The following is a 14,156-nucleotide window of genomic DNA, read 5'->3' as shown; positions in this document are numbered from 1 at the left end:
TGTTTTTTAAATCCTTAATGTTCAAACTGGTTGCGTTTTTCGCCAGACATCATAATAGCTAACCCGCAGGCAGATATCACTACTAACAATAATCCAGGAATAGCGGCTCGACCAAAATAGCCCGCTTCGTATACACGCCATAAATAAGTAGAGAGTGTTTCAAACCCTGTTGGGCCAAGTAGTAGCGTGGCTTCTAGTTCGCGCATTGACTCTAAAAACACCAGTGCTGCACCGGCAATAATACCGCGCATAGTTAAAGGCAATGTTATGCGAGTAAATACTTCACGTGGGCTTGCCCCTAATACGCGCGCAGACTTTACTAAGCTTGGATCTAAGTGCTCAGTGCTTGTTCTAACAGAGCCCACAGCAAGTGGTAAAAATCGCAGCATATAAGCAATAATAAGCAATCCCAGTGTTTGATATAAAAACGGTAACTGCAAACCACCGTAAACAAGCGCTGTGCCCATTACTATGCCCGGAATACCAAAACCAAAGTAAGTAACACGCTCCATTATACGACCCGCTTTTCCACTCAGTGCGGCATGTGCAACGGGGATCGCAACGATAACAGCTACAATTGCCGCAATACCCGATGCATACGTAGAGTTCCACGCAATATTAAAATCAAATGAGCTAAAACCATCACGAGCTAACCAAAGCGAAAATATAGCCAAAGGTAAGCCAATAGCGAGTAGCAAAACAGGTGCAAATGTAACAAACATGGCACTTAACTGTAATTTGTTTGGAAATAAAATTAACGGGCGACCATTGCGCTCAGGCGCTGTTTTTATTTGTGATTCAACTAAAAGTAAAAAACCGACAATAACCATCAGTTGAAGTGAAAGCATTGCAGCGCGCCCTAACGCAAAGGCGTTGTATTCAACGTAAATTACGCGGGTAAAGGTATCTAAGCGCATCATTGCGGGCGTGCCAAAGTCTGATAACGTATAAAGCGCGACTAACAAAGAGCCTGCTGCAATACCGTTAACTACGCGCGGTAATATTACTTTAAATATACTTTGCGTCATCGACATTCCAAGCGTACGCGCTGCGTTAACCATGCTCGCGTCAAGGCTCAGTAAGGATGAGCGAGTTGTCATCATTACAAATGGGAAGGTATAAAGCGTCATTACAATGGCAGCGCCGGTTAGGCCATACATTGATGGTGTTTCTATTCCTGTTAAGGTGTTTATTTCGCCACCGGGGCCAAAAGCAGCATAGAGGGTAAAGGCGCCAATATAACTGGGAATTGCCAGCGGCGCTGCAAATACAACCAGCCAGAGTTTTTTAAATGGCAAATGCACATACGCGCTAATAAACGCCAGTGGCACACCAATTAAAATAGATCCGAGTACCGTTAAACCCATTAACGATAACGTGTTGCCTAAAATTTGAAGATTGTGGGTGTCAAATACTGAGCTTGCATCGCTTGCAAGCACTATTAATACATAAACAGGGGTAAGCGCAACAAGCGCTGCAAGCAGCGCCATTGGATAAGAGGCCGGTATTTTCATTACAATACGCCGCTGCTACGCATCAAATCTATAGTAGGGCGTAAATCAGCAAGCTGTGTTAAATCTACTTTAGGTGGAGAAATATTAGCAAGTGATGGTAGACCCTCAGGTTGGGTAATACCATTTACTAACGGAATTTCGTACGCTTCACTGGCTAAGTAACCTTGTACTTCTTTACTCAGTAAGTAACGCATAAAGTTAGTAGCAAGCGGATCGTCGTTAAGGGCTAATACACCCGATGCATTAACTAAACAGCCCGCATCATTTTGTGTAAATGCTAAATCAAGCTTGGCATCAGGCTTGCCTGATTTTAAACGCAATGTGTAATAATGATTAGCAAAACCAATATCAACTTCACCGCGTTCAACGCCCATAACAACACCTAATTCACCAGCGTATGTTTTAGCACGTTTTTTAATCTTTTTAAGCCACTTAGCAGTTTTGTCGTCGCCTTCTAAAATTCGCATTGCGGTTACAAACGATTGAAAAGAAGCGTAGGCGGGCGCCCAGCCAATACTTAAATCGCTGTCGGCAATTTCCATAATACTTGTTGGAATTTGATCTTTGGTCAAACGCGACGTGTTATATGGCAATGTACGAATACGGCCAGTTACAGGTGCCCACTCTTTATATCTAAACTGTGGTTGTAACTGAGCAGATAAATCACCTGGGATAGGTTGTGCAAGGCCTGCATCGGTTACTAAACCAATTGCGCCTGAATCAACCGCCCAAAATAAATCAGCGCGGCGAACGCCGGCTTTAGCTTCTGCAACAATCGTATTTGCTAAAGCAGCAGTAGGACCTCGGCGTATACCGAGTTTAAAGTCTGGATTTTTTTTCTGGATTGCTTGCAATACGTTTTCATACAAACCACCTTCGCCTCGGCCTAAATAAAGGGTTAACTCGCCTTTAAGCTTTGGTAAATCATCAACAGAAACTGGGTTTGCTATATCAGCGGCTAGCGCACGAGAAAGAGGCAGTGGCAATGAGCCAAACACCCCTAACGCAGCTAGGCCTTGAATAAAGGTCCTACGCTTCACTTAAAATACATCCTTACGGGCTTTTTCGGCTTTTTCTATTAAAACCTTAGCGCGGTCTAATTTTGTTTGCATATCACTGATCACATCGCGTACTTCATCTACGCTTTTGCTGTTTTTAATTGCTAGTGGCAGTGTTACGTTAAAGTCTTTTTCCAGCACTTCAACTAGGTTAGCGTCTTGCTCAATAAGTGTACCTTCAACGCCTTCAAACAGGTGTAGATAAGTATCGTGAACAATTTCAGTTGCTTCGTCTTGTAAACGCTCAGCAAATTTAGCTACTACACGGTCTAATTTGTGCTTAATTTCATCAATTGTGGCACTTTGTGTCATTTCTTTTGTAGCGGTTGCTTTTACAGTGTCTAACAAGCCTTTTTGCTGGAATTTTGCAGCAAGCTTAACAGCCCCAAGGCCTTGCCACAAGGCTATGTTCATCGCTTTTTGTTGTTTACGAACTTCCTCAGCAGGCTGCTTATTATCAATGGCCATTTTTACGCCATAAAGACCCTGCCAAATAGAAGCGTATACCGGTACAAAGTTAGTTTCTATTGCGCTGTGAAACTTAACTGATTCCCAATATTCAATTAAATCATCAGTTTTTACAGATTTTGCGCCTTTAGTATCGTAGTCGCTTACCATGGTATCAACTTTGCCTACCATCCATTCTACTTCTTCTGCGTAACTTTTAAGGTTAGCTTGAAGATGATTAACATGCTCGCCAATAGGGCCGTTAGCTAATACTGGTTGAGCCATAAACGCCGAGGCTAGTAAAAGGCTTGCACCTAAAGTTTTGGCTGGTTTAAATAGTAATTTCATAGCAAAGAAGTCCAAAAGGTAATTGTAAATGATAGCCATTATCATATCCATAATGATTGCCAAAATCAATATATCTATATTTACTCGTAAAATCCCATTTTTCTCTTTGATTTAAATAACTTAATGTCATGTAAGAAAGCTTACTTTGTAGCGATTATAAATGTTACTACTAAGCAGGTTTATTTTTTCGCAGGTTGGCGAGAATTTTAAGCTGCTTTTGTGAGCAACTTAAAACGCATGATTTTATTTAGTTAAGTTTACGTTTTTTACTAATCTTATTTTTTCACCATCTACATCTAAATATGCTGTAATATTTGCACGAGTGAGCTCACTGTTATTAGCTAATTCAAAGTGATAGGTTCTGCTCTCATAAGGTTCTATTTTCACCTTTTGTTTGAGTTCTTTTATTACTAAAGGTTTTAAATCAGAAATAGCAGAAACAGTGAGCGTACCATCAGTTTTACCTGAATATGGTCCTGTAAGCGTTACGCTGAAAACACCTATGTTTTTATTGTTTTTGGTGTACTTATATTTCATTCCAACACCATTAAAGGGCATTAGAGATTCACGAAAATGTGATTGATAGCTAAGTGACTGCCATTGTAGTTTTTGGTCAACCTTTAAACTTTTAGCGCCTTGGACTTTCGTTAAATCGAGATTATGAGTGCCGGGTTTTAGCGCATTACTTATTTTTTGTTTTGCAATAACATTCCCTTTAGTATCTAAAAATTGAATGTTAGCTGAAATCTTTAGTTCAAAATCTGTGGGGTTGTAAACTCTTAAAAAAGCATCACTTTTATTAAAGTATATACTTGAATCAATACCAGAAAGCGCTCTAAAACCAATATCACCTAATCGCTTCATGTAATCGTTAAGCTTTAAGTTTAACTCAGAGTTAATAGTTGTATGGTGTTTTTTATCTGTTAGCTTTGCCATTAACTTACTTAATTCAAGCTCACAATTTGTTAGTTTAAAGACATGAATTTGGCACGTTCTGAATAAGCGGCTTAGTAAATTATAATTTTTAAACACCCAGGGATTAGGTATTTGGGCAACAGATGGCTGTGTATTACTAAATGAGTTAGCAGGATATAAATAAGGGGTAAGTAAATGGTTGTTGTTTCTACTTAGTAAGCTGATTTTTTTGGTGTTTAATGTTGTTAGTATATCACGAGCGATAGGCAGAATAATTTGCTGCTCTATTAATTTATTATTTAGTGCAGTTAAGGTGATTTTTATATGTGCCTCCTCTAAAGAAAGCAGGATGGCAATAGATTTATTTTTAATTAAGGCCTCCCTAATTTCAGGTGTTAAGCCTAGCTGTAATGAACTAAATTTATTTATATTTTGCCCATTTATATGCAAGCGTTCACCATCAACGATTATAAATTCCAACAACTGATCATCATTTATTTGTTCTTTCCCAATAAAACGCTGCCTATATAGTTGATTATGTTTGCTACGTTTTGCTTGTAAAGCAACACCGACTTCGCTTCGGCGTATCTGTGATTGTTCAAAACCGATTAAAATAGCCACTTGGTTTTTGTTAGAAATATTTATAATCTGATTCGATAATGGCCCAGGAAAATCCATGACAGGGTGGGTCTGTTTTCTCGGTGGGTTAATATCTAAACGAGATAAATCAGTTGAGTCTGTATTTCGTAACCAATAAGAAGCCCCATCTTGCTCCCATGGTCCTGACACTATATGAAAACTTGGCTTAATATTTTGTACAAAATCAGCGAAGCCTTGTTCAATTGCTTGCCAATCTTTAAAAGTGTGTTTAAGTAATGAGTTAGCCGTTGAAAGGGTTGACTCACTATGGGGGTTAGCTAGCCTAAGCTGCTTTAAAAAGTAAGCAAAAAATTGTGCTCGCTCTGGTGAACTTAAAAGATAATGAATGATAAAAAAATTAAGACCGCGTTTAAGTGCAGGATCATCGTTAATTTGTTCAATAGTGGGTTTGTTCTCGCTGTAATACTGTTTTAAGCCCATCTCTATATAGTTCATTGGGGCACGATCAAATACCATTACTGTTAGTTGTTTCAGATTTGGATCATAAACATGATGAGCAACTGAATCAGCTAGACCTTCTGTTATCCAATTGGGTGCCCAAGTAGAATGGCCATTTAATGCCATATGAAATGCATGCATTGTTTCGTGGATCACGATGTAGCGCTGATGATGTTCTCTATGACTAGGGAAGTTGTAACCTGCGCGATTATAATACATGGTTTCACCACCAGCTGTTTTATGAACGCCACGTAAAAAACCATCATCAAGCATAGCTTCACGGACTCTTGAACGACTACTACCATAAACCACAGCAATCCGTTGGCGTTCAATATTAGGTGGCTCCATCCCAAACAACGCAACATAGTGTGGATAAGACATCTCTAATAACTCTAAATATAGCCTTACTTTTTCTTCAGGTAGGTCACTTTTAAGTGCAAAGTGCTTGCTTATCCACCAATTATAACCTCGGCTATTAGCAATTTTACTCTCACTATAAGTGTAGGGAACTTCTTTACCCAAAAACTTAATATCTATGTCCTTTAGTGTACTTGTGTAACCGTTCACTGCTATATCAGCTTTTAATAGTGCTGGTGTTATTGGTTTAATAGGATTTTTAATATAAGTCGCTGCTTGTGGTTGGCAAGCTACAGTTAAAAATACGAGTAGTAGAAGGATTATACTTTTTATCATTATCGTCACCTTGTATTTATGTATATTGTATACAATAAATGGTATGGTGTTTGGGTTTAAAAGTAAACTAATAATAACGTTTACATACTTAACTTACCCTTTAAAATATGAGTTAAAAACATGCAGAGTTTTAGGTTCATACAGCGATTATTTACTTGTAAAGCAGAGGGTGACGAGGGCTTAGTTGACACAAACCGCAGAGAGCTTTAACTTAATTAATACACGCATAAAGTGGCATAATAACAGCACAGTTTGAGCAACTGTGCTGTTTAATATTATATTATATAGCCGAATTTATTTTTTGTTTATCTGGCTTACTCAGCCAAGCCAAATGGATTATCAATACTGTGTGCGGGTTCTGTAAACCATTTAGGTCCTGATTCAGTCATATAAAAGTGATCTTCTAATCGCACGCCAAATTCATCAGGTACAACTAGCATTGGTTCGTTACTAAAACACATACCTTTAGTAAGAGGGGTTTTATCACCGCCTACTAAATATGGCCATTCATGAATGTCTAAGCCAATGCCGTGGCCAGTGCGATGCGGGCAGCCAGGAGTTTGGTATTCAGGACCCAACCCTTGTGCTGTTAAATAATTACGAGCTCCAGCATCTACGGCTTCACATGTTTGGCCTATTTTTGCTTCATTAAATGCAGCAATTTGTGCCGCTTTTTCATAGTTCCAAAATTGGCGCTGGCGATCGCTCGCTTCACCAAATACGTAGGTGCGGGTGATATCTGATAAGTAATCATGCACTTTACAACCAGTATCAATTAATACCATGTCACCTTTTTTTAATATTTGCGCGTCTTTTACACCATGGGGGAAAGAAGTTGCAACACCAAATAATACAATGCAAAAGTAATTGCCTGGTGCGCCTACTTTTTGGTGTGCTTGCTTTATAAACGCTTCTACTTCAGTGGTACTGATGCCTTCATGTAGCATACTGGCAGTTGCTTTATGTACCGCCAGCGTCATATCCATAGCACATTGTATTAATGCAAGTTCATTGGCTGATTTATGCATGCGACAATGTGCAGTAACAGGCTGTGCATTAACTAACTTTAAGCCATTTTGGGCTTTATTAATGCCATCAAAAATAAAGAACTGTGCGCTTTCGTCAATACCAACTGTGCCATTAGCAGCAATACCCATTTCAGATAATATATTGACAAATAATGCGTATGGACTTTCATGCTCTTGCCAACCGTGAATTGGACCATCAATCACTTTAAAGCCATTTAATGAACCAATTTCAAAATACGGAGCAATATATTGCACACTACCATTAGCAGGTAAAATTGCTCCCACCAGACGCTCACTTGCATACCAACGCATTCCCGTAAAGTAAGTAAGGTTTGTGCCTGCATTTAAATATATGGCATCAATACCATTGGCCTGCATGTATTGCTGAGCTTTTTTAATTCGTTCTAGGTGTTCTTGTGGTTGAATCGGGGTTAAATCTTCAGTCACATCATTCAAACTAGCAAGTGCTTGTTCTTTGGTTTGAATGCCAATACCTTTGGTTGTCATTATACTCTCCTAGTTAATGTGCTTATTGCGCAAATGGTATGTGTGAATTACTTGCCGCTTGGGTGTTAAATCGGCATATACTATAAGGTGTTAGATCAATCTCTGCGTCTTGTCTTAAACATAAACTAGTGATTAATTCTCCTGTGACGGCACCTTGTGTTAAACCGAGATGCTGGTGGCCAAAGGCAAAAAATAAATTAGGGTGGTAAGGTGCTTCACTTATTACGGGTAATGAGTCTGGCAAAGATGGTCTACAACCCATCCATATGCTACTCGGTTCTGATGGAATAGAAGAATTACTTAGCATTGCTTTTGCGTGCGGTACTAATGCAAAAGCACGTTTTTCGTTCATTTCTCGCTCAGTGCCAGCAAATTCAACAGTGCCTGCAATACGGAGTCCTTGGATCATAGGGGTCATAATAAAATTTCGTTCTGCAGACGCAACAGGCCTAGATAAGCCATAATTACTTGCTAGCATGCAGTGGTAACCACGTTCAGTATCTAATGGCACCTTATAACCTAAAGGCTCTATTAGCGATTTACTCCATGCTCCTGCTGCAACAACAACTTTATCAACGAAAAATGTTTGTTGATTATTACTGAGTATATACCCGCCGTCAGACTGCTTAATTTTAGATATTTTTTGTTGGCAAAACTTCCCCCCTAGTGCACTAAATTGTTCAGCTAAATTAATGCAAAAAAAATAAGGATCTACGCTGTGGGCTACATCTTTAAATAATAAAGCATGTGTTATTACTGCCGATAGGGTTGGCTCTAATAATTTAACCTCTTCAGCGCTGAGTAGTTCAACAGCAATACCTTGAGCTATAAAGCTATTATAAATTTTTTTTATATGTGTGAGCGATGTTGTTTCAAAAGTTAACAAACTTCCTTTTTTTGTGAGTAAGTGGGCTAAATTAAACTCATTGAGCAAGTGCTCGTATGCAGTAATAGCTCTGTTATTTAATGCTTTAAGCGCTTCTATATTTGCACTGTAGGTTTTACTTCTCATATTTTTTGTAAACAGCCAAAACCATGGCAGCGCTTTAAAAATATAGCGCCAATCTATGCGTAGTGGACCCAATGGGTTGAATAACATACCCGGTAACTTTTTCAATAATGATGGGTGTGCAAGTGGAAAGATTTGTTCGGTAGCAAAATGCCCCGCATTACCTTTTGAACAGCCTTGAGCCAATCCATTTTCGTCATACAAAGTGACGGAAAAGCCAGCTCGTTGTAGGTTAAGTGCACAACAAATGCCAATAATTCCAGCACCAACCACAGCTATTTGTTGTTTTTTTTGCTCTGCCAAAATGTGTTACTCCACTTAATACTATTTGCGTTGTTAGCCTGTAATAAACGGGCTGTGTTGTTTTGTGTACCATTAATAATCAACGCTGTAACAACTTTAATTATTTACTTACAGTGCCTTAGCATAACTTTCTTTTTTGGTTTAGAACCATGCACCTATAAATTTGTAAAATGCCACATTGGCATATTGATTATTGTATACAATATACCTATCATATCAAGTCTAAACATAAATTAGGTAATAAAAATGGCAGTAAATTGGCAAGGAGTCTATTCAGTAATAACGACTCAGTTCAATGCAAATAACGCCGTTAATTTTGCATCAACAGTAAATGATGAACTAAATAACGAAGGCGTTCACGGCATTATTGAACTGGTTACGGCAGACAACAAAGTAGCTGTCACCTCGCTTTACAATGAAGCGTCGGCAAGCCACTTTGATTTAACAAAATTTAATTTGGAATAAGTTATGCTCAAAGGGACCTTTTTTTGTATTGACGGCCATACCTGTGGTAACCCAGTAAGGCTAATAACCAGTGGTCACCCGCAATTAAGCGGGTTGAGCATGAGTGAGAAGCGCCAGGATTTTTTGCAAAATCACGATTGGATACGCCAAGCGCTCATGTTTGAGCCTAGGGGTCACGATATGATGTCGGGCGGGTTTTTATATCCACCCACCACGGAAGATGGTGATGCAGCTATATTATTCGTGGAAACATCAGGATGTTTACCTATGTGTGGTCACGGTACGATGGGTATTGTTACCTTCGCTTTGGAGCATGGCTTATTACATGCAAAAGTGCCAGGTACTTTGCTGTTAGACACACCAGCTGGGCGTATTCATATTAACTATGAAATGACTGATGGCAAAGTACAGTGGGTAAAAATTTATAATGTACCCGCATATTTAGCACACCGCTCGATAGTTATTGAGATACCTGAGCTAGGTGAGCTTAAAGTAGATATTGCCTATGGAGGTAATTTCTACATTATTGTTGAGCCGCAGACGAATTATAAAGGCATTGAACATTTAACTGCAGGGCAAATTTTAAAGTACAGCCCTAGAGTCCGAGAAGCAATAAACGCGAAAGTTCAATGTACGCACCCGCTAGATAAAACCGTTCAAGGTGCTAGCCATGTTTTATGGACAGGCACACCTAAAAATCCTAATTCGGATGCAGCAAATGCTGTTTTTTATGGCGACAAAGCTATTGACCGTTCGCCATGTGGAACAGGTACCAGCGCACGTATGGCACAGCTTTTTGCCAAAGGACAGTTGGCTCAAGGGCAGAATTTTATTCACGAAAGTTATATTGGGAGCCAGTTTATTGGTTGTATTGAGCAAGTAACAGAAATAGCAGGCATACCAGCCATATTACCAAGTATACAAGGCTGGTCTAGAGTGACGGGCACAAGCGCGATCACCGTGGATGACGATGACCCATATGCATTTGGGTTTCAAGTAATTTAATGAGGAGCAAAGCATGACATTAACAGGACAAAGTTTAGTAGCAGGGCAGTGGATCGGTGATTCAGCGAATGGTGAATTTCACGCATTTTCCCCTGCGCGCAATGAAGCATTACCAACGCGCTTTTTTAATCTTAGTACGGCTGAATTAAACGGTGCGATAGAGGCCGCACAATCGGCGTTTTATCAGTACCGTAAAACCAGTTTCGCGCAACGTGCAGATTTTTTAACGTGCATCGCAGAGCAAATTTTAGTACTTGGCGATGAGCTAATTGAACAAACACAGCAAGAAACTAACCTACCACTTGCGCGTTTACAGGGGGAGCGCATGCGCACCGTAAATCAACTTAAAGCATTTGCTAGTGCATTACGTGAAAACCCTGAGTCACCTCTGGGTTTGAAAGTAGTGGATGAAGCAGATGTCACAAGAGCACCTTTGCCAAAGCCACATACTGAACTTAACTATTTACCGTTAGGGCCCGTTGCTGTATTTGGAGCATCTAATTTTCCTTATGCCTTTTCAACACTGGGTGGAGATACTGCAGCAGCGCTTGCTGCAGGTTGCCCAGTGATTGTAAAAAATCACACAGCGCACCCTGGTACGGGTGAGTTAATGGCACGAGCGGCGCTTGCAGCCATTAAAGAAAGTGCGATGCCTTTAGGGGTGTTTGCTATGGTGCAAAGCAAGGCGTATGACATATCGCATCAATTAGTTGCTGCTCCGGGAATTAAAGCGGTTGGCTTTACCGGATCATTTAATGTGGCCAGTAAACTGCAAGAAACGATTGCCAAGCGTGAAGAACCCATCCCATTTTATGGCGAGCTGGGAAGTATTAATCCACAAGTTATTTTACCTAATAAAGCCATAGAACAGAGTAAAGAGATGGCACAGTCACTTTGCCAGTCAATGCTGATGGGCAACGGGCAATTTTGTACCAGTCCTGGGCTTTGGTTAGTGCCAACGGGGTGTGATGAACTTGAAGCACACATTACTGCGTGTATTAATTATGCGCCATCAGACACCTTGCTCACCCCTGGGATTGTTAAAACGTTTAAACAACAAGTCGAAGAGCGCAGCCAATTTGCTCAACTAAGCGTGTTGGGCAAAGGTAAGCTTGAGCAAGCGTTTCATGCTAATGCGCATGTCTTCGCGTGTAATGCCGATGATTATTTAACAACCCCAACTTTGCATGAAGAAGTGTTTGGCCCTGCGGCATTAGTTGTGCGCTACGACAGTGAGCAACAGCTCATGATATTGATAAATAAACTCCAAGGTCAGCTTACTGCCAGTGTTCATGGTACTGAGGCTGATTTAAATAAAGCTGATAGTGTTATTGAAGCACTGCAATATAAAGTAGGCCGTTTGATTAAAAATCAAATGCCAACAGGTGTAGAAGTGTGTGGTTCAATGAACCATGGTGGACCATTCCCAAGCTCAACGGATGTGCGCAGCACTTCTGTTGGTACAAATGCAATGTTGCGATTTATGCGACCAATTTGTTATCAAGCATAAGATTATTGGGCGGGATATACAAATTGTATATTCCCGATTTTCCTTATTCTTAAGGACGCTTAGGCAGATTATAACTTGGCATATAAGTGAACTTGGGTATAATGTATGCTAAATGCAATATAAAAGGATCACCATGGCTATCGAGCACAAAACCCGCACCCAACTAGTCGCAGAAGCAATTCGTGAAAAAATATTAACCGGTGAGATAAAAGCTGGTGATCCGCTGCGTCAAGCTGCACTTGCTGCTGAACTTAATGTGAGTCGAATACCTGTTCGTGAGGCACTACTTCAGCTTGAAGCTGAAGGGCTTGTTAATTTTGAAGCGCATAAAGGAGCCACGGCCACAGAGCTTTCAGCATCACAAATTGATGAAATTTTTGATTTGAGGGCATTACTTGAAGCTGAGCTGCTAAGTCACTCAATAGAGGGATTAACAGATCAAGATTTAACCGATGCCGAGCTTATCTTAACTGAGCTTGAAAGCGCCATGGAAGCAGGTGATACTCACTTGGCAACGGGCGATTTAAACAGCCGTTTTCATGGTAAGTTGTATTCACGCGCACAACGGCCACAAACTCGGGAGCTAGTTGATATGTATAGTAAAAATTCAGAGCGTTATGTACGGATGCATATTTTACTGGCAGGTGGCTTAACTACTGCGCCCGAAGAGCATCGCACTTTATTACAGTTTTGCCGCGTAAAAGATACCAAAAAAGCCTGTGTTTTTTTGAAAAAGCATATCTTGAGCGCAAAAAACGACATTAAAAAACTATTACTTAAAATAGAAGATGAAAAAAGGTAGTTTTTAATAAATCTTTGCTAGCACATTCTTATAATGTGCTCAGCTGGCTACCATTCAAGGTTCAACCAGCTTATCTGCATTTTTAAAGTGAATATTTAAAAAATAATTTAGGTAGGTAGAGCAAAAAGCTTAGAAGTGTAAAGCTTAACCTTAGCTAATATTCGCATAAACGATACACCTGAACTTTCTACCTTAAATTTCTATTTTTCTTTTATGCTCAATAAGTATGATTTAATAGGGTCAGTGCAATCACCGCAAAAACAACTTATGTATACCTACAAAAAGACTCCGTAAAAACGGAGCTTTTGCTTGTCAACTTTTGAAAAGTCAGTCTATTAAATCCAGGCTCTCAAGTCGTTCTTTTGCTAAAGCATACCGTGTGTGCACGTCATCAATTTGCTGTTGAGTTAACTTTCTACCAAAGGTACGAAGGCCTCCAGTTGTATCATTGTGATGAATACCAAAAGCATACTTCAAATACTCTAAAAGTAACGGCTGGGCATCAAGGTAAGATATAGAATTCATCGCTTGAGAAATTTTGTTTGCCTCGGCCCACTCACCGTTGTTCACGTATTCCTGCATAGTGACACTTGCTTTTGGAAATATACAACCAACGCCTGTAATGCCGCCGCATGCGCCAGCAAGCCCTGCATGTACAGTTACGGTATCTACACCAGCTAGTACTTTTAGGTCTTTATTTTCTAGCATCATGGTTTCGATAACTGATACATCAATAGTAGATATTTTAAGCGCTGTTACTTCAGGTAAAGCAGCAAGTCTGGTAAGAAGATCAGTTGATAGCGCATGGTAGCCGGCAGCGTCAGGGTTGTTATAAGGCATTATCGTTATGCCGGTCTCTTTTGCAGCTGTTGCAGAAAGGGCATAATATGCATACATTTCTTCATCAGAAGGTGTGTATGTGGTTTTTGGTGGCATTACCATCACGGTATCAACGCCAACAGTCGCAAGTTCTGCAACGATTTTGGCAAGCTGTTCTTTAGTTTCAGCAGCTGCTCCACTGATTAATGGTACATTATGTTGTTTAGCTACACTTGAGAGAGCCTTTAGTAAAGAAAGACGCTGCTCGTCACTTAAATAGGTATTCTCCCCCAGTGTGCCAGAGCCAACAAGCCCTCCCATTTTAGTTCCTCCTTTACCTTTAACGCTTAAAATATCAGCTGCATATTTTTGCGTTGCATCAAAATCAATTTCAAGGGTGCCGGACTGTGACTCTCTAAGCCAAGTAAATACAGCTGGCATAACAGTATATCGCCAGTCTTTGCTTTTTGTTTTCATTAAACTTCCTCTTATTTCTGCATATTGTATACAGTGTGCAATTTATTGTAGCAGCAAAATTTACTTCGGCAATACCTAGGTCAAAATTAATTAAGCATCTAGTTTAAAAATATATAGGAGTCTATTACACCAAATAACATAGATTACATAAGCGAGCC

Annotated in this window: 11 protein-coding genes; 4 read left to right on the top strand and 7 right to left on the bottom strand. The window is 39.9% G+C overall.

The annotated features are described in order from the left end of the window. Positions 1 to 14: 14 nt before the first annotated feature. From WNY98_RS08015 to WNY98_RS07990, 6 genes are all read right to left on the bottom strand, one after another. Entirely contained in the window at positions 15 to 1,514 is a 1,500-nt protein-coding gene (locus tag WNY98_RS08015; RefSeq protein ID WP_182196391.1) for an iron ABC transporter permease, read from the bottom strand. Beyond that, positions 1,514 to 2,554 carry an extracellular solute-binding protein gene (locus WNY98_RS08010; protein WP_342877592.1) on the bottom strand — a complete coding sequence of 347 codons (1,041 nt, stop codon included), beginning with the start codon at positions 2,552 to 2,554 and terminating at the stop codon, positions 1,514 to 1,516. The genes WNY98_RS08015 and WNY98_RS08010 overlap by 1 nt, the downstream gene beginning before the upstream one ends. Beyond that, entirely contained in the window at positions 2,555 to 3,367 is an 813-nt protein-coding gene (locus tag WNY98_RS08005; RefSeq protein ID WP_024589225.1) for a hypothetical protein, read from the bottom strand. It abuts the gene before it with no gap. 243 nt (positions 3,368 to 3,610) lie between these two features. Next, on the bottom strand, positions 3,611 to 6,073 hold the full coding sequence (locus tag WNY98_RS08000; protein ID WP_342877591.1) for a hypothetical protein: 2,463 nt from the start codon (positions 6,071 to 6,073) through the stop codon (positions 3,611 to 3,613). Between the two features lie 314 nt (positions 6,074 to 6,387). Next, positions 6,388 to 7,608 carry a Xaa-Pro peptidase family protein gene (locus WNY98_RS07995; RefSeq protein ID WP_342877590.1) on the bottom strand — a complete coding sequence of 407 codons (1,221 nt, stop codon included), beginning with the start codon at positions 7,606 to 7,608 and terminating at the stop codon, positions 6,388 to 6,390. A gap of 22 nt (positions 7,609 to 7,630) precedes the next feature. Next, positions 7,631 to 8,920: an FAD-dependent oxidoreductase gene (locus tag WNY98_RS07990; protein ID WP_024599539.1), complete on the bottom strand. Its 1,290-nt coding sequence runs from the start codon at positions 8,918 to 8,920 to the stop codon at positions 7,631 to 7,633. Positions 8,921 to 9,166: 246 nt separating this feature from the next. Here WNY98_RS07990 and WNY98_RS07985 point away from each other — a divergent pair, with 246 nt between their 5' ends. The 4 genes from WNY98_RS07985 to WNY98_RS07970 all read left to right on the top strand — a co-directional run bounded on the left by WNY98_RS07985 (position 9,167) and on the right by WNY98_RS07970 (position 12,702). Further along, positions 9,167 to 9,385, top strand: a complete 219-nt coding sequence (locus WNY98_RS07985) for a hypothetical protein (protein ID WP_076924617.1) — start codon at positions 9,167 to 9,169, stop codon at positions 9,383 to 9,385. Positions 9,386 to 9,388: 3 nt separating this feature from the next. Next, on the top strand, positions 9,389 to 10,390 hold the full coding sequence (locus tag WNY98_RS07980; protein WP_024597910.1) for a 4-hydroxyproline epimerase: 1,002 nt from the start codon (positions 9,389 to 9,391) through the stop codon (positions 10,388 to 10,390). A gap of 13 nt (positions 10,391 to 10,403) precedes the next feature. Continuing rightward, on the top strand, positions 10,404 to 11,900 hold the full coding sequence (locus WNY98_RS07975) for an aldehyde dehydrogenase (NADP(+)) (RefSeq protein WP_342877589.1): 1,497 nt from the start codon (positions 10,404 to 10,406) through the stop codon (positions 11,898 to 11,900). Positions 11,901 to 12,033: 133 nt separating this feature from the next. Next, a complete protein-coding gene (locus WNY98_RS07970; protein ID WP_024597912.1) occupies positions 12,034 to 12,702 on the top strand; it encodes a GntR family transcriptional regulator in 669 nt (222 codons plus the stop codon). 327 nt (positions 12,703 to 13,029) lie between these two features. Here the strand turns inward: WNY98_RS07970 and WNY98_RS07965 are convergent, their stop codons facing one another. Next, a complete protein-coding gene (locus tag WNY98_RS07965; protein WP_342877588.1) occupies positions 13,030 to 13,998 on the bottom strand; it encodes a dihydrodipicolinate synthase family protein in 969 nt (322 codons plus the stop codon). Between the last annotated feature and the right edge of the window lie 158 nt (positions 13,999 to 14,156).

This window comes from Pseudoalteromonas sp. AS71, from assembly GCF_038900275.1.
Taxonomy (GTDB): domain Bacteria; phylum Pseudomonadota; class Gammaproteobacteria; order Enterobacterales; family Alteromonadaceae; genus Pseudoalteromonas.
Note: the sequence above shows the minus strand (reverse complement) of the source record. Positions and strands in the feature narration are given on the sequence as shown.